Origin of the sequence: Pseudoalteromonas sp. P1-16-1b, from assembly GCF_001401785.1 — a bacterium.
Taxonomy (GTDB): domain Bacteria; phylum Pseudomonadota; class Gammaproteobacteria; order Enterobacterales; family Alteromonadaceae; genus Pseudoalteromonas; species Pseudoalteromonas undina.
The window spans coordinates 221383-239145 of record NZ_LKGQ01000003.1 but is presented as its reverse complement, the minus strand read 5'-3'; the positions used below and the strand labels follow the sequence as shown (position 1 = coordinate 239145).

The window sequence follows — 17763 nt, the reverse complement described above, 5'->3', positions numbered from 1 at the left end:
CGCTATAAAAGCGCCTTGCTAACAAGTATGTGTGCTTAGAACATATCTTGATAGGAATTTGTTGTACTAAATGTAATTGCTTTTTCAAAGCCTGGCAGTGTAATGCTGTGCTCATCTAAAACAATCTCATTTTCATCAATCAAGCCATCACCAAAACGGTAAATTAGCGAGTATTGACCTAAATCGGCTTGCGTTTGGTAAGTATGCTGTGCATCTTTTACTTGGCTATGTTTTTCAACATAGCTGTTCATCAGTGCATCACCATGGCGTTTAGCAAGCATTTGCATGGTTACTTTTGCGCTCAGCACAGTCGCTGTTGCATTATTTCCACCAAAGCCTTTTGAGTTAATAAACGCAATATCCATATCACCACAATCGTAGTGGCTATTACGAATATCTAAATGTTCACTGTAAACATCGTCGGCTACTTTATCAATGGTGGTAATACCCGGCATAATATTATGACTAAATACACCTAACGCAATCGCAAGCTGATCGCCACTAGCAGGCGCAATAGTATGGCCTACATAGGCTTTAGGCGCAGTCACTTTCCAGTTATCAATAGCAAATGTTTGCGCTACTTTATGATAAATTAAAGATTCAGTAACACGATTTTGTGGCGTACTTGAGCCGTGCGCTAAAATAAAGCTACGTTGTTGCAGTGCCTCTTTACCTAACAAGCTAGTAGCAAGTGCTGCTGATTTCGCCATGGTGATGTAATTGCCAGGCCCAGGTGAGGTAATTGACTTTTTAACTCCATCGGCATTCACAAATACATCCGGCACACTGCCCATAATATCTGCACCGAGTTCCAGAGCCAGTGCATCATCCATTAATATAGCAACCTGAGCCCCCTCACCTAAGGTAAAACCACAGTTCTCACCAAATGGGCGACTACTTTTACGGTAATCAGGCTCGTCATCATTGGTTAAATTATCTAAACGGCGCAAACCTTCAATATTGGCCAGCGCACTCATATTACCAAAACCTTCAACCACTTCTGGAGTAATCGCACATTCAACACTTGCAACCACTGCAACACGGGTACGGCCAGCTTGAATATCGTTAACGGCAGCGCGCAAGTTATATAAAAATGTGGCACATGCGCCTGAGGTTGAAAAAGTCGTCCCAACATTTCCAGTAACATAGGCGTTAATAAAATCGGTCGACATCGTATTTAAACCCAGCGCTAACTGTTTAGTACTAACACGATCGCCCTGCTGACGCGCTTTAACTAAACCACCTAAGCCTTTATCATCCATTTGACCAATAACCGATGCTGAATAGGTACCAATTTTATCTGGCTCTACGCTATTCATAATATGTTGCCAATCAAGTCCTGTTGATTTTATTGCATCGGTGGCAGCAAATATGGTCGCTTGTAAACCGCGCGGCTGGTAGCGGCTGTTATACATAATGGCAGGATCAAACCCGGTTGGAAATTGCCCAGCTGACTTAATCGGGTTATCACGGGTTGAGTCATGTTTTACATCTAGCTCAGCAGCAATCGTGACTTTTACTTTTTTATTATCAAGGTCATCTATTTGCCAGTTACTTGGTAAAGGCGATGGTAAGTCACGACGACGTGTTTCAAACACAATTGAACTATCATCTGAAGCAGTTAAAGTCATTTTTTGCTGCCAAGGTGTGGCATCAACGTCAAAATGTTCTTTTTCAATTTTTCGAATTAATGTACCAGCAATAATTTGCTCACCAAAGCGTGCTTCAATGTCGCTTTGCTCAACATGATTACCTTGGCTGTCTTCAAGTTGGCCGTTTACTGTAGTCACTAAGTTCATTAATGTGGCAAGGCCTAAAAACGTTTCTTGGCGAGCTTGCGCCGCTAAGCTATCTAACACGATACGACGATAACCTTGATGAAAAGAAGTACGGCCAGCGGCATTAATGCCTCCCATGCCTACAATAACGGGTAATGCAGTCATAATTTACCTTTAAAATGCGTGTTATAAGAATATGACATTAGTTTAATTGGATTATAGAGACGTCTTTGTGCTTTAATAGCCAAATAAGCGGCATAAAAGGCCAAAAACAACTGGTCGGAGCATTCACAATGAGCAACAACCCATTAACTCCCCCCATAAATATTGGTATCGCAGTGTTTGAGCATTTGTTGGTAACCAGTCTCACATTACCGATTGAGATGCTGCGTGCGGGTGAGGCTTTTGCTAAAGGCCATAGTGATAAAAATAACTTTAAACCTCTGGCTATTCATTTAGTGGCTAAAAATAGTGATGCCATTAAGACGCGAACTGGACTATCGATTATTCCTGATTGTACTAGCGAAAACTCACCTTATTGCGATTTAGTTATTGTGCCTGGTATTTGGCGTAACCCTCGCCCGGTGATACGCGCTAATCAACAATTAGTCACTTGGCTGATCGAGAGCTTTACCGTAGGAAGTCATATAATTGGAGTAGGCACAGGTAATTGTTTTGTTGCAGAGGCTAGTTTACTTGACGGACATCCCGCTACTACTCATTGGCATTATGCTAAGCAGTTTAAGCATGACTACCCTAATGTAAGTTTGAAACCTGATTTTTTTATCACCCAGTCAGAACGTATGTATACCGTAGCCAGTTTAAATGCACTTGCTGATGTTATCGTGCATATTATTAGTCAATATTATGGTAAAGAAGCGGCACAACATGTGGAGCGCAACTTTTCCCATGAGATTCGCAAACCCTATGAAGATCAACGTTACTTAGAGGGAGCAGTAGATAGACACCCAGATGAGCTGATTGCACAAATACAGTTTTGGTTAAAAACCAATCTAGCCAGTGAGCTCAACTTACAGGAGGTTGCGGCTCAATTTAGTCTAAGTTATCGCACCTTTACTCGTCGCTTCAGAAGTGCCACTAACCAAAGTCCAATCGAATATTGGCAACAATTACGAGTAGAAGGCGCCAAAGATTTATTGGCATCTTCTAATTTATCGATTCAGGAAGTTGCTTTAGAGGTTGGCTATAATGACCAAGGGCATTTAACCCGAGTATTTAAAAAAGTATTACGCCAAACACCCAGCGAATACCGTAAAGTCGTGCGACGAAAATTATTTGGTTAAGTTTTACTCTGTAAATATGCACAATAAATTACTCAGTTTCGATAAATACATACGAAGAGGCAAACCAAACAGGTAATTTTTCAGAGTCGTTTAATTTATTTTTTATTGATAAGTCTACAGAAGCTTCGAATGCTAAATAATATAAGCCCGATCTTTCAATTTCAGTAAAAAAAGATAAAGTCTTTTTCACTCCAACAAGGAGATGTGCTTCCTCTATATATTTTTTATTTTGAGAATTTTGATCCTGAAGGCTAGAGTATAAAAGTGGACTTAGCGACGATTCTCCTTTCAATTTATCACCTTTATATTTAGTCAAATAAATTTTTAAAGGTGATTCAACCCAAGACATACGAACATCATTAGTCCCTGTATTCTTAATAATTACATTAACTATCAAACCTACGTTCCCATTGGGAAGGCCAGTTGTTTTTAAGTCAATATCAATTACGCTCGAATCAACTCCATTAATTTTATTTTGTAAATCTGCGAGCTCTGCCTTACTTTTAGTTAACTCGGCTGTCGTTTTCTTTAACTCAGCCTCAGCTCTATCTTTTTGTAAAAGTGTATCAAACGTATGATAAGCCCAGAAACCAGAAAAAACTAAACCAAAAGCTACAACAATAAATTGAAGAGTCTCTGCCCAGTTATCTCGCCATGGTTTTTTAAATGCATCAAAAAAGTTCACTTGCAGCCCTACATGTTCATAATAGAAACATTTTATATATATTTTAGGTTAATAATTATAAAATCAGTTTATTAGAAGGCATAGCCTCGCCAAAACCATCATCTAGTTCCAGTAACGCTTTATCTGCTTTTTTTATCCTTAAATTTAGTTCGCTTTTACTATTATTAAATTTCGTTTCTCTTTTTACTTCTTCCACTAATATAGCTATTTTACTACTGGAAATTCTCATATCAGCTTTAATTTCATCTGCAACAGCGATCTGTGTGTTAAATAATGCAGCAAAGGCAGCTGCAAAATAAATATTTTTTATAAAATCATTTGTATTTAACTGAAGATACTCTACACCAGGAGACATAAATGCATGTTGAACTGTCAGTTCATAGTTGAAAGTGCTTGCATTATCTTTTAAGAAATTATAAAAATTACGTAAGGAAGCATCATTTTCTCCCTTGCATGTTCTCAAAAAAGAAGAAAGTAACTCTAACTGTCGATAAGTATTTGATAAATTAGCGACTTCATTATTTCCTAAAGCTTTTTCTGAAGCAATATTAACTGAACATCTAACTTCATCATTAACTAAATGGATTGGGAAAAGCCAATGGTTTAAAGCTTGGATATGCTCAATTTTGTTTACCCCAAAGACAGCACCAGTATTTTTTAAACTTCTTTCTAATGGGTAAGGAATATTATCTCTACTTTGGCTTCTACCCCAGTGAACATCGTATCTTAAAGAAAAATCGCAAGTCTTTACATCTTTTACTTTAACTAGGTCTGTTAATTCTATTGATTGGTCACTAAAATAACAATCAGACTTAATAACGCCAGCTATAATACGTTCATCACTTACACTAATGACTATATCATTCTTTTTGATATCTGTGATAAACCGTTTTATCTGTGCGTTTTTATTACCTATCTGACTTTTTGATTCACCTTTTTCAAGAAGAAATTTCTGATGTGATGAAATTATTTTTGATTTTTGTTCAATGGATAGGAAGCTAGTGTCCTCGAAGGTAGATAAATTGAGCATATCAGCATGACCAATTGCTACAAGATTATTTTGAACGAAATGAGAGAAAAAGTGAGCCCCTACTCCAGCCCTAACGACCCAATATTTTCTATTTTCAGGAACTGGAAAAACATCTATACAACTTCCTTGCATTCTTAATACCTTTAATCCATTAAAATACTATCCTCTCATTAATCTAGAGTTCATGTAAATAAATATATTAATTAAAGCAAAAACGCCACTATTTAGTGGCGTTCGCTATCTATACTGTCTTTTCGATAATAACGTTTGTGATAACTTTTTACTTTAGCATGCACACCTTTGCTGAGGCTTTTAAACTTAGCTTCGAGCACATCAACACCATATAAAATACCAACCACCAATATAGAAAGCTTAATTGCAGCACCTAAGTTTTCGGTTGCGATCATCACGCCAATAGACGCAAGCACCCAAATTGTGGCCGCGGAGGTAACCCCTACTACTGCACCGTCTTTTGCTAGCATAACGCCTGCGCCTAAAAAACCAATACCCGTGATTATTTGCCCCACTACACGAGAATGATCAATCACATCCCCTTGTAAATTAAACGCCGTAGATAAAAACAAATATGTGCCTAACGTTATTAATGCTGATGTGCGAATACCCACAGGTTTACCGCGCAATTGACGCTCTATACCAATAATAGCGCCACAAAAAGCGGCGGTGCCAATAGCTGCCCATGAGTATGGCGCTACATCGATAAAATCTAAAAATGTCACTTAATATCCTAATCTATTTTACTTTACCAATAGCAACTGCCGTTCTGAGCCTTTGGCTACCAAATGCCGACATTTTACTAAAGTCGCTACGTGCAATTGGTACGTACTGACAATCTATTGCTAGCTGGTTATCTTTTCCAGGCTCGCAAAATGGGTCATGTACGTAAACACAATGTGCATCTAAATGGGTTACACACACCCAGTGCGGTGATTTTTTACCATCAAACCGATACGTACTAATTAACAGCAACACACTAAACCCCTGACTCAACCAGTTTTCTATGTCAGTTAATTCAACATCTTTTTGTGTAACTGAAATATTTGCCGCTGCAATACCCTCAACAAACTGTTGATGAACCGTGGCCAATACTGATTTTTTGTTATCACTGCGAACCCCATCTAAAAATAATGGTTCAGATGTATTAACAATTACCTCACTTGTAAAACCGCGTTTATTTGCAGCCAGTGCCAAGCCAAATGGGTGACAACCGCCATGCCCAGAGGTCATAAAAATCGTGGTGCCTTCACGCCACAAAGCTAATTCATGTGACTGACTCAGCTCTGTGTTTGAGTCAAGAGCAGCCATTGCCATTAATAACGCAGCAGGGCCACAGGTAAACTCGGTGGTTTGCTGATACCATGGCGTTAAACGCTCAACCTGCAACTCACTGGTTTGGCGAATATTTTTTTGCATGCGTAAGGCATCACTGTGATCGTCATAATAATCACTGTATTGACCAAATACGCGATACCCCACACTTTTATAAAGCCCAATGGCGCTGTCGTTATTTACTGCAACTTCTAGGCGCAAATAAATACGTCCACGCTCACTGGTCGCTTTTTCAAGTTCATTGAGTAATTTTTTGGCTATGCCCTTGCCCTGCATTGTTGGTAATACGGCTAACGAATACAAACGCGCTAAACGCGTGCCTTTATGGCACCACACTAAGCCATAGCCACATAGTTGCGCATTTTGCTCAGCAACTAATAAAATCCCATGTTTAGCCCCAAGCCAGCGCTTTAAACTACGCGCACTTAGCTTATCGTTACTAAAGCAAGTATTTTCAAGCGCCACCAACGCCTTTAAGTCAGAGTTTATTGCAGGGCGAATAACTAGCTTAGTCGCCTCTGCCACCATTACTTTTTCAACCAGAGCAATAGGCATTAGCCGCGGCCTCGTGCTTCTAAACGCTGTTTAAACTCATCCATAATGATCATGTATAGCTCGTCACCTAAGTAACCATCTTCTACTTTGTGATCAATACTCGGGTTGTCGTTTACTTCCAATACATACGCACGACCTTGGTGCTCTTTTACGTCTACACCATATAAACCTTTACCCACTGTTTTACAGGCCTTTAGAGCTGCATCTAATACTACTTTTGGTAACTCAAAGGTTGGTAGAGTTTCAAAGCCACCGGAAAAAAACCGTTTTGCGTCATGGTTGTATATTTGCCAATGGTTACGTGCCATTAAATAACGACATGCATAAATAGCACGACCATTAAGTACACCTACGCGCCAATCGTATTCGGTGTACATGTATTCTTGTGCCAATACCAGTGCGCTATATTCAAACAGCTCGGTTAGTTTAGCTTCAAGCTCATCGCGGTTTACAACTTTAAACACCCCTTTTGAGAACGACCCTTCTGGCATTTTTAAAACCAGCGGATAGGTAAATGCTGCTTCTAATTGCTCAAGCGTTTGGACTGATTGATCAGCCACAACTAGCGTTTTTAAGCTCGGTACTTTTTGATAATTAAATGCATCATGTAAGTACACTTTATTACAGCACCGTAAAATAGACTCCGCATCGTCAATCACCACTAAACCAAGGCTTTGCGCTTTACTTGCAAGGCGGTAGGTTGGATGGTCAATGGCTGTAGTTTGACGAATAAACAACGCATCAAATTGGGCAATATTATCTATTTCCTCAAAGCTAAGTGCTTTTGCGTTAATACCATGTTTCGCTGCTGCTTTTATAAAACGTGTAATTGCATCTTTATCGCTTGGCGGTACTTTTTCGTTATGATCAACCAATATCGCCATATCCCAACGAAAACGGCGCTCTACTTTACCAATACGCCATTGCGTTTGGGTAAACTCATTGAGCTTTTCAATAAACGCAGCATATTGTTGCTCACTTAATGAGGTTAAAGAGCCTTGTTGCAATAAACCTTGCTGATCGACAAATAAAATAGGAGCTGGGTATTGTTTAAATACCGATTTAGCCGCTTTACCTTGTAATTCGTTTAGAGCATTACCAAAATAAACTGCGCCATCAATATGCCCAGTATTTAAAATAGGTGCTTGTCCACTTCTAAGCGCGTTTATTGTTTTAACGCTTGGTAATACTTGGTGTTTGCGGGCTTCTGCAAGCAATGAACAATAATAACCCTTACTCAAGTATTGGCTTGAGTCGCATAAATTAATAATGCGGGTTTTAGGTTCGTTACGTTTGGGGTAATCTCGTAAATAGGTGTCAAATGTAATTACATTTTCAAATGAAAGAGCAAGTGCTTGCTCATTGTTATCAACCACAATTAAGGTTTTAAACACGACTTTTCCTAGTTAAGTCAAAATATAAATAATACCTTGGCTAGTTAGCTCAGGTAGTTAAACAGCAAATAGAAACACCTATCGCACTAAGTGCAGCAAATAGCAAATCACTTAATACGATAGGTGCTTTAACGAATATCTACTATAAACGTTAGCGCTTAAATTGCTTAAGCGACATGTGATTTATAAGCCCTTTTTTAAATACACACAAACGAGATATTTTTAGCGTGAAGATAAAAATATTTGATGAACTTTTTTATTGTTAATTTGTGTTTTAAAATAGCCAAAATTTACCACTAAAAGTGATCATTATGTCTCTTCCCGCTTGCCCTAAATGCCAATGTGAATACATTTACGAAGACCAACAGCTGCTTATATGCCCAGAATGTGCTTATGAATGGAACCCAAATAATACAAGCGATGAAGACGCTATTTTGGTAAAAGATGCAAACGGCACTTTACTAGTCGATGGTGACAAAGTAACCGTTGCCAAAGATTTAAAAATTAAAGGCAGTTCTCAGGTTATAAAAATTGGCACGAAAGCGGCAGTTAGACGTGTGCTTGATAAAAAAGATCACCAGCTAGATTATAAAGTAGATGGCATTGGCGAAATGATGGTAACGGCTAAGTTTGTGAAAAAAGCCTGAAATTACAAAAACTCACTTGTAAAAATTAACACAAAGCAATAACGCTTAACTGCTAATTTTTTAGCTCTTTAGATAGCGCAGCTAATGTTTGATCGTAAGCATTCTGATTAAAGTTACTTGAGTGTGGGTTCATAAAACCATGTAAGTAATCAACATGCTTTACGTTAACATTAGCCTTTGTTGCAAGCTCCACCTGTAATGATTTAACATCAAAGTGCGGCTCATAATGCGGAAAAATGAGTTCAATCTCAAATTGTGGTTGTATATCTGTATGGTGCCTAATTTGCGAGCTGTAAAAACAAATGCCCTTAGCTATCGTTTTAATCGCCGGGTGTGCAGACATTGACCAAATTGCCGATGCGCCAACACTAAAACCAATCAATATGGTGCTGCCAGCGAGTGGCTTAATCGCTTTTTGTAAAATAGCTACATACTCATCAAGGCCTATATGCTGACTAAAATACTCATAGGCCTGCTGTTCACTGTTAAATGCCATATCAACCCCGCCATAGGGATCGACAATAGACTGAGCGTTTAGTTTTTCAGCTAATGCTTTTAAAGCCGCTGTATTACCAAAAATATCACTGACCAATACTAAGTTCATAAACGGCTCATCTTTAATTTTATTCTATAAGTTTTAGGCAATAATTTAACAAAGAGGCCTACGAGATGCTGCGCCTCAGAGTAAGAGACAAATAAATACTACATTCAAAGCACTTCAACCACATCGTAACTATGTTTTACATCACCGATAGTTAAACTAACTTCATCATCGACTTGTTTACCCAATAACTGTTGGCCTAATGGTGCGCCAGAGGTAAGCACTTGAATAGTTGTGCCTTTAATATCAACGGTTAATCCACCAGCTGCTGGGCCTAAATAAAACCATTTGTGTGTGCCCACATCGTCTTCTAAACATACCAATGAGCTTATAGCGATGGTGCCAGTAACGGGTTCGTTGTATATGGCTTCAAATAGTTGTATTTCTTTATAGCACTCATTAACTCGCTCTGCATGGCCTTGTGCTAAATAGGCGGCTTCAAGCCCGAGGGTATCGTATTGGGTCTCTGCAATACTTTCTTCATGGGTAGCGGTATCGTGAGCTGTTTGAGCTGCAATTTTAGCAGTGTTTAGTTGCTCATCTAAGGCAAAACGAAGGTGCTCAGTAACATGGGCTTTATTCATTTGGAAAATTCACTCAATTCGATAAAAATAATTTGCTATTTTATACCAATCTGCTTGGATATGGGACCTATTTTAACGATAAGAAAATTGCTCTATAACTAGGCAAAATTTTTGACATCTAGTTGTTCTAAATGAAAAAATTTTAACAACGTTATAGGGGGATTTAATTCGTTAAATTGTTCAAATATCTATGTAGGTTGGTATTAGCATTGTTGCCACATCGAACACTATCCCTTTGCTGTGTAACAACAATGCTAATTTAAGGCTATGGCATATCCATTAATGCCTGCGTTTGCTGATCCACTTGCTTATCGTAGTTTTTAGCACTTAACCCAAGTAGCTCAGGTAATGTAGCAGCAATACAAATAGACGACAGCGTGCCTACGACTATTCCTGCAAACAAAGCAATGGCAAACCCCTGCAGCGGCGCGCCAGCTAACAGCCAAACACTTGCCACTGTTGCGAGCGTAGTTCCTGAGGTAATAAGCGTACGAGTTAAGGTGCTTTTAATAGCACTGTTGATAATACGACTTGGTTTGAGTGTGATGTTTGTTGGTATGCGCAACAGCTCGCGCACCCTATCTCCAACTATTATTGAGTCATTTAGGGAGTAGCCAATAATTGCCAATAAACTGGCTAAAACGGTTAGGTTAAACTCTATTTGTAACCACGAAAATAAGCCAACCACCAGCACTAAATCATGTAATAAAGCCACCACAGAGCCTAATGCCAAACGCCACTCAAACCGAACAGCTAAATAAATCATTACCGCTACCATCGCAGCAAATAAGGCTAAGCAGCCTTGCTCAAATAATTCGTCACCCACTTGAGAGCCAATATATGCAGACGATAAAACCTCTGCGTTTATATCTGGGTTTTGGCTAATCGCGGTTTTCCAAGCATCATTATTGGCACCTTTATTTGGCGCTTGCGTTAATTGAAAATGATTATTGCCCTGCGCTGTTAGTTCAAATTCACCTTGATGGTTTTTAGCAATAAATTGCTCAAGCTGTTTTAGTTCAACACCTTGGCTGGTGGTAAATTCTGTTAAATAACCACCCGTAAAATCAAGGCCCAAATTAAGCCCTTTTTGTGCAATGGTGAATACCGATAACAACACAAATATGGCACTAACAAGCATGCCTGTATAGCGCATACGTGACCCTGTCTCACATTTTAAAAAAGTGTTAAGCATGCGCGTTTACTCCTGCTTTTTTACCCAGCTTTAAATATAAGCTTTGGCTTAAATACTTAGATACATACACTCCAGTAAACACCGATGTAATAAGACCAAGCGCCAGCGTTATCGCAAAGCCTTTTACCGGGCCATAGCCTATGCCATATAAAATAATCGCGGTGATCATGGTGGTAATATTGGCATCAAATATAGTATTAGCAGCCTGTTTATAACCCTCTTGGATTGCTTGATACGGGGGGCGACCTTTGCGACGCTCTTCTTTTATGCGTTCAAATATAATCACGTTAGTATCAACCGCCATTCCTATAGTTAATACTAAGCCTGCTATCCCTGGAAGAGTTAAAACCACCCCAGGTAATAACGACATTAGCCCCACTAAAGAGGTTAAGTTTAAAATTAACGCAACATTTGCAATAAGCCCTAAACGGCGGTACCACAGTGCCATAAACGCAAGTGTTAAACCCATGCCTAACATTAACGCTGCTAATCCATTATTAATATTGTCTTGGCCAAGGCTTGGGCCAATAGTTTGCTCATGCACTATCGTTACAGGCGCAGTAAGTGATCCTGCACGTAGTAGTAGCGCTAAATCGGCAGCGGCTTGTTGGCTCTGCATATTGGTTATACTAAACCGCGAGCTTAAATGCTGGGCAATATTAGCCACATTAATGACTTCGCTTTTTTTAACCACTTCACCTTTAGCATTTTGTGAATACTCTGAATAAAGCGTTGCCATAGGTTTACCTATATTCGCCTTTGAAAAAGCCGACATAGCATCGCCACCTTGGCCATCTAAGCTCAGTTGTACCAAAGGTTTACCCCAGTCATCACGGCCTATATTAGCGTTATTAATATGCTCACCGGTAAATATAGGTACAGGGTCGAGCTTAATAGTCCCTCCCGATTGCAAATTAAACGTTTGCCCGCCTCTCTCTTTAAGTTGATAAAACCCCAATGACGCGGTTGCACCAATTATGCGTTTTGCTTCAGCTGGATCTTGCACGCCAGGTAGCTCAATACGAATGCGCTGCTTACCTTGGCGCTGTGTAACGGCCTCTGTTATACCGAGCTCTTCAATACGTGAGCGAAGTGTGGTGAGTGTTTGGCTCATCACTTCTTTATCAAATGCGCTGCGCCCTTGATCAGAATAGCTAATTTTAACGACCTGTAAGTTGCCATTAGTTGATGTGGTTGTAGTGAGGTTTTCAAAACGGCTTTTAAGCTCTTTTATGACAACTGTTAGCTTATCGCCAGCATTCTCAAGCGCACTTATTTCAAAGCCCTGATTAGTCTGCTTCGCTTTAACGCCATAGGCTTTTTGCTTAACAATAATGGCTTTTGTTTGTTGATATGCACTGAGCAATTGCTCATCAATGGCTTTATTTAAATCAACATCAAGTACAAACAATACCCCGCCGTTTAAATCAAGACCCAGCTTTATGGGCGATAAGCCAAACTCTTGTAACCAAATAGGGCTGGTTGCATGTTCAACAATTTTAACTTGTGTGTTTGGAAAGTTTGATTTTAAAGCCGCCTGAGCTTGGGCACTTTGCGTAGGTGTATTTAAAAGTACATTAATATTTGCTTGGTCTTTTAAACTTTCACTCACTTCAAAACCTTGGCTATTTAAAAAGCGTACAAGATTTTCAGTACTAGGCAATGCTTGTGCTTTAACCTCAGAAGTTGCACTAACATGCAACCACGACTTATTCGGGTATAAATTAGGTAAGGCGCTTATTGCTAGTAACACTAATACAATCAGCATGGCTACATAGCTCAATTTAAACTTAGCCTTAAATGGCTTTTTCTCTTTTTTTAGACTTAACATAGTTATTCCTTATTACTAGGCATAGCCCAGTAACGTACCCATTAGGCACAATTAATCTGCAGGTCAAAACGCGATGCGTTAAAACCAATTAACATTAAATAAGGAACTTTATGCGTGGTAGGTGGTTACAGCGGTGTATAACAGATTAGCGTCTTTCCAGCCGCTCAAGCGCGACTTTTTACTTTTAAATACCCTAGTATACCAAGGCTGACTTATAGTAACTGCTTGCGGTCGCAAAAAAATATGCCTACAGCCATTTAGGGCAAAAAACTCATGCACTACATCGTATTCAGGATCGCCCTGCGCATTATGTAGAAATAAAAATGAGTTATTGGCTGTTAACCTAGGTTGATGAGCATCAAAATCAGAATGCTTTGAGTTTTTGTGCTTTAAATTGCCAAGCGATTTTGTAGGTGTAGGAGTGTTAGTTAAATGGTCAACATTAACAATATCGGTAAGACTGCTTAAGTTACTGCCTAAACCCTGCTTTACGCCCATAGCATGGCTTTGCACACTAAAGAGTGCAGCAAAAAACAAGCATGTAGCGAAAAAAACGCGAAATTTAAACATTTGCCATTTAAAACTAAAATAAAGGATAGCTAGTATATAAGGGCAGCTAATTAAAATACAATAGCCGTTCTTAAGCTAATTCATTTATATAATATCAAATACTGAGATCCTCGATGCGCTCCAGACAAAGTTCAGTAAAACGCCCCGACGCCATGAATTTAAAACAAAGCGTTCAAACTCTTTGGCCTTATATCACTAAGTTTAAAGGCCGTGTGCTGATTGCTATATTAGCGCTCATCGGTGCTAAAGGGGCGACATTACTCATGCCATGGGCTTTAAAAGAAATAATTGATTCGGTTGATAAATCAATTAATCCACTACTTCTTGTTCCTACTTTATTACTGATTATGTACGGCGCATTGCGCTTTGCTAGTGTATTTTTGGGTGAAGTACGCGATGCAGTATTTTCGCGAGTCACCGAGCATGCCATGCGAGATATTGGACTTAAAGTGTTTAAACATTTGCACTCATTAGATTTAGCTTTTCATTTAGATAGGCAAACTGGCGGCATAAGTCGAGACATAGAGCGCGGCACCAGTGGCTTAAGCTTTTTAATGCGTTTTTTAATGTTTAATATTGTGCCCACGTTGTTTGAAATAATGACTGTGGCGATTATTTTTGGCAGCTTGTTTTCTATTTGGTTTGCGCTGATCACCCTATTGGCTGTGGCTATTTATATTTTTTTTACCGTGACGGTTACCCAATGGCGAAACCGCTTTATTCGTGAGTCAAATGCTGCCGACAACCAAAGTAACACCCGTGCCATCGACAGTTTATTAAATTACGAAACCGTAAAATACTTTAATAATGAACAGCATGAAGCTAAAACTTACGATACGTTTTTAGCAACCTGGGAACAAGCTCGATTAAAAAACAGACTCTCGTTACTGGCGCTAAACTCAGGACAAGCACTTATAATTGCATGCGCCATAACCGCATTAATGTGGCTTGGCGCTAATGAAGTGGTTACCGGCGAGTTAACGATTGGTGAGCTGGTAATGATTAACGCGTATATGATTCAGCTTTTTTTACCCCTTAACTTTTTGGGGTTTGTGTACCGTGAAATACGCCGCGCTCTTACCGACCTTGAAAACATGCTTGGATTACTAAATACCTCTCCCAAAGTAGCAGATAGCGAAACCGCGCAACCATTAGCACTCAAAAATGGGGCAATTAGCTTTGAAAACGTCAGCTTTAGCTACGATAGCAAGCGTCCTATTCTTAAGAACGTCAGTTTTCATGTAAATCCTGGTGCTAAGGTAGCGGTTGTAGGTGCTAGTGGCGCAGGTAAAAGCTCGTTAGCCCGCTTGTTATACCGTTTTTATGAACTTTCATCGGGCGCTATAAGAATTGATAATCAAGCCATAAACACAGTTACCCTCGCAAGTTTGCGTAAAGCTATTGCCATAGTGCCGCAAGATACTGTGTTATTTAATACCAGCATACGCGAAAATATTCACTACGGCAGACCCAGCGCCAGTGAAGATGAAGTAAACAAAGCTATAAACATGGCGCATCTAACAGACTTTATTAATAGCCTAGATAAAGGCGATAAAACCTTGGTAGGCGAACGCGGACTTAAAGTCTCTGGTGGCGAAAAACAACGTATTGCTATTGCTCGCGCTATTTTAAAACAATCGCCAATTTTAATTTTTGACGAAGCCACTTCGGCGCTGGACTCACAATCTGAGCAAGCCATATTAAATGCTATGCGAGAAGTTGCCTCTAATCATACCAGTATTGTTATTGCGCACCGCTTATCAACAATTACCGATGCCGATACTATTATCGTGCTTAAGGCGGGAGAAGTGGTAGAGCAAGGTAAACATGATGAATTACTCATGCAAAATGGTGAATATGCTCATATGTGGGCATTACAGCAAAAGCAGTCCAAAGCGCAATAAACTAAGCCACTCGGGTACAATTTAAGTATCTGAGTGCTATTTTGCTAGTATTTCATTCATCTTATCGACCGGTACGGTTATTCACCTCAAAAGGTTTGTTTGCAGTGAAGTTATCAATACAATCAAGTAGCTATTTTTATAACAAAAATATAACGAATTAAATAACGTGAATTCATAGGGGAAAATAATGAAAAAGAGTTTAATTGCAGCGGCGCTCGCTGCCACATTTATTACTGGCTGTTCTGAGCCACAAACAACAAAAACTGAGCAAGTAGCAGCAGTTGCAGAAAAACCACAAGTAACAGAGCAAGCCGAATTAGGCACGTTTGGGGTTGATTTAACTGCGCGTAACGAAGCTGTAAAACCAGGCGACGATTTCTTCATGTACGCCAGTGGTTCATGGTACGACAACTATGAAATGCCAGCAGATAAAACCCGTTACGGTGCATTCTCTGCGCTAGCTGAGCGCAGTGAAGATCGCGTTAAAGAAATTATTGAAGAAATTGCAGCGCGTGAAAACTTAAACGCCGAAGAGCAACTAGTCGCTGACTTTTATAACTCGTACATGGATACCGAGACGCTTAATAAACTTGGTATCACGCCAATTAAGCCGTTGCTTAACGACATTAATACGGTTGCCTCTACTGATGATTTGGCAAAAGTATTTGGCCAATCTTGGCTTACGGGTGTAAGTGCACCACTTGGTGGCGGTATGTGGTTTAACCGTTTAGATCCCAATAAATACGAAATGTCATTAGGTGCAGGTGGCTTAGGCTTACCTGATCGTTCTTACTACCTTGAAGATGCAGAACGTTTTGTAAAAACCCGTGAAGCGTATGTTGCACATATTGCCGATATGCTTAAATTTGCAGGGGTTGATAATACCACAGAGCGTGCACAAGCGATTTTAGCGCTTGAAACCAAAATTGCAGAAGGTCATTGGCCACGTGAAAAACGCCGTAATCGTGATTTAACCCTAAACCAAGTAAAGCGCGATGAGTTAAGTGCGCAATACCCAGGATTTAACTGGGATTTATACTTTGCACAAACAGGTTATAAAGTACCACAATTAAATGTATCGCAGCCTGAACCTGTTAAAGCCATGATTGACTTAATCAATAACGAAGATTTAAGCGTATGGAAAGACTACCTTACATATCATGCGATTAATGGTAACTCACGACTATTATCTGAAGAAATATTTAACACTAGCTTTGCCTTTTATGGAAAAGAGTTAAATGGTCAACAAGAGCCACGTCCACGCTGGAAACGCGCTATCAGCCAAATGTCTGGCACTAGCTCATTGGGCTTTGCAATTGGCAAAATTTACGTAGATCGTTATTTCCCTGAGTCATCTAAGCAACAAATGTCTGAACTTGTTGAAAACTTACGCACAGCACTTGGTGAGCGTATTGATAACTTAGATTGGATGGGCGCAGAAACAAAAGTAAATGCGCGTGCAAAATTAGCGGCGTTTGTGCCAAAAATTGGTTACCCAGATGAATGGCAATCTTATGAAGGCTTAAGCATTAGCAAAAATGACTTAATGGCTAATGTAAAAAATATGCGTGAGTTTTTCCAAGCTGAAAGTGTAGAAAAAGAGCTGAAAAAGACCGACCGTAATCGTTGGGGCATGACACCACAACGTGTTAATGCTTACTACAATAGTTCGTTTAACGAAATTGTATTCCCTGCCGCTATACTACAACCGCCGTTTTTCGATCCAAATGCAGATCCAGCAGTAAACTACGGTGGCATTGGCGCTGTAATTGGCCATGAGATGGGCCATGGCTTTGATGATCAAGGCTCAAAATCTGACGCTAACGGCATTCAACGTAACTGGTGGACTGATGAAGATCGTGCTGCTTTTGATGCTAAAGCTGACAAACTGGCGGCTCAGTACAGCAAATATGAGCCAATTCCAGGTAACTTTGTAAATGGCCGCAACAGTTTAGGTGAAAATATTGGTGATGTGGGTGGTTTAGCCATGGCTTATCATGCTTACAAACTAAGCTTAAATGGTAAAGAAGCACCGGTAATTGACGGTGTAACCGGCGATCAACGTTTCTTCTTAGCATGGGCACAAGTATGGAAAGAAAAACGTACTGAGCAAAGTATGTTAAACCAATTACGTGGTGGTACACACGCACCAGGTCGCTTTAGAGCACAAGCGCCTCGTAACCATGATGCTTGGTATAAAGCATTTGATGTAAAACCAGGCGATGAGTTATACCTACCAGAAGAAGAACGCGTTCGTATTTGGTAATACCTGACAAACGTTCATCATTTGTAACGAATAAACAGCCCGCTTATGCGGGTTGTTTTATTTTTGGCTACT

General features: G+C 39.7%; 15 protein-coding genes. 4 read left to right on the top strand and 11 right to left on the bottom strand.

The annotated features are described in order from the left end of the window. Positions 1–35: 35 nt before the first annotated feature. A complete protein-coding gene (locus AN392_RS03935; protein WP_055011895.1) occupies positions 36–1943 on the bottom strand; it encodes a beta-ketoacyl synthase in 1908 nt (635 codons plus the stop codon). Positions 1944–2071: 128 nt separating this feature from the next. Between AN392_RS03935 and AN392_RS03930 the strand changes: the two genes are divergently transcribed. Continuing rightward, the gene (locus AN392_RS03930; protein ID WP_021033106.1) at positions 2072–3082 is read left to right on the top strand and encodes a GlxA family transcriptional regulator; all 1011 of its coding nucleotides are present in this window, start codon (positions 2072–2074) and stop codon (positions 3080–3082) included. 28 nt (positions 3083–3110) lie between these two features. Here the strand turns inward: AN392_RS03930 and AN392_RS03925 are convergent, their stop codons facing one another. The 5 genes from AN392_RS03925 to AN392_RS03905 all read right to left on the bottom strand — a co-directional run bounded on the left by AN392_RS03925 (position 3111) and on the right by AN392_RS03905 (position 8093). Next, positions 3111–3767: a hypothetical protein gene (locus AN392_RS03925; RefSeq protein WP_055011894.1), complete on the bottom strand. Its 657-nt coding sequence runs from the start codon at positions 3765–3767 to the stop codon at positions 3111–3113. A gap of 55 nt (positions 3768–3822) precedes the next feature. Next, a complete protein-coding gene (locus AN392_RS03920) occupies positions 3823–4929 on the bottom strand; it encodes a hypothetical protein (RefSeq protein ID WP_055011893.1) in 1107 nt (368 codons plus the stop codon). 92 nt (positions 4930–5021) lie between these two features. After that, complete coding sequence (locus AN392_RS03915; RefSeq protein WP_008110519.1) at positions 5022–5534, bottom strand: MgtC/SapB family protein; 513 nt, start codon at positions 5532–5534, stop codon at positions 5022–5024. Between the two features lie 13 nt (positions 5535–5547). Then, positions 5548–6699 carry a GNAT family N-acetyltransferase/peptidase C39 family protein gene (locus AN392_RS03910; RefSeq protein ID WP_055011892.1) on the bottom strand — a complete coding sequence of 384 codons (1152 nt, stop codon included), beginning with the start codon at positions 6697–6699 and terminating at the stop codon, positions 5548–5550. Next, a complete protein-coding gene (locus AN392_RS03905; protein WP_055011891.1) occupies positions 6699–8093 on the bottom strand; it encodes a RimK family protein in 1395 nt (464 codons plus the stop codon). The genes AN392_RS03910 and AN392_RS03905 overlap by 1 nt, the downstream gene beginning before the upstream one ends. A 311-nt stretch (positions 8094–8404) precedes the next feature. On the opposite strand from AN392_RS03905, the gene AN392_RS03900 reads away from it, so the two are divergent. After that, positions 8405–8740, top strand: coding sequence for a zinc ribbon domain-containing protein YjdM (locus tag AN392_RS03900; RefSeq protein WP_055011890.1), 336 nt, complete (start codon positions 8405–8407; stop codon positions 8738–8740). A 52-nt stretch (positions 8741–8792) separates the two neighbouring features. Here the strand turns inward: AN392_RS03900 and AN392_RS03895 are convergent, their stop codons facing one another. The 5 genes from AN392_RS03895 to AN392_RS03875 form a co-directional block, all read right to left on the bottom strand. Further along, on the bottom strand, positions 8793–9344 hold the full coding sequence (locus AN392_RS03895; RefSeq protein ID WP_055011889.1) for a hypothetical protein: 552 nt from the start codon (positions 9342–9344) through the stop codon (positions 8793–8795). Positions 9345–9448: 104 nt separating this feature from the next. Continuing rightward, positions 9449–9925, bottom strand: coding sequence for a GreA/GreB family elongation factor (locus AN392_RS03890; protein ID WP_055011888.1), 477 nt, complete (start codon positions 9923–9925; stop codon positions 9449–9451). A 265-nt stretch (positions 9926–10190) separates the two neighbouring features. Then, on the bottom strand, positions 10191–11120 hold the full coding sequence (secF, locus tag AN392_RS03885) for a protein translocase subunit SecF (protein WP_055011887.1): 930 nt from the start codon (positions 11118–11120) through the stop codon (positions 10191–10193). Next, positions 11113–12951, bottom strand: a complete 1839-nt coding sequence (gene secD, locus AN392_RS03880) for a protein translocase subunit SecD (RefSeq protein WP_055011886.1) — start codon at positions 12949–12951, stop codon at positions 11113–11115. The genes secF and secD overlap by 8 nt, the downstream gene beginning before the upstream one ends. Positions 12952–13059: 108 nt before the next feature. Beyond that, the gene (locus AN392_RS03875; protein ID WP_055011885.1) at positions 13060–13521 is read right to left on the bottom strand and encodes a hypothetical protein; all 462 of its coding nucleotides are present in this window, start codon (positions 13519–13521) and stop codon (positions 13060–13062) included. 113 nt (positions 13522–13634) lie between these two features. Here AN392_RS03875 and AN392_RS03870 point away from each other — a divergent pair, with 113 nt between their 5' ends. Beyond that, on the top strand, positions 13635–15425 hold the full coding sequence (locus AN392_RS03870) for an ABC transporter ATP-binding protein/permease (protein WP_200908271.1): 1791 nt from the start codon (positions 13635–13637) through the stop codon (positions 15423–15425). A 187-nt stretch (positions 15426–15612) separates the two neighbouring features. Then, the gene (locus tag AN392_RS03865) at positions 15613–17691 is read left to right on the top strand and encodes a M13 family metallopeptidase (RefSeq protein WP_055011883.1); all 2079 of its coding nucleotides are present in this window, start codon (positions 15613–15615) and stop codon (positions 17689–17691) included. Positions 17692–17763 lie beyond the last annotated feature (72 nt).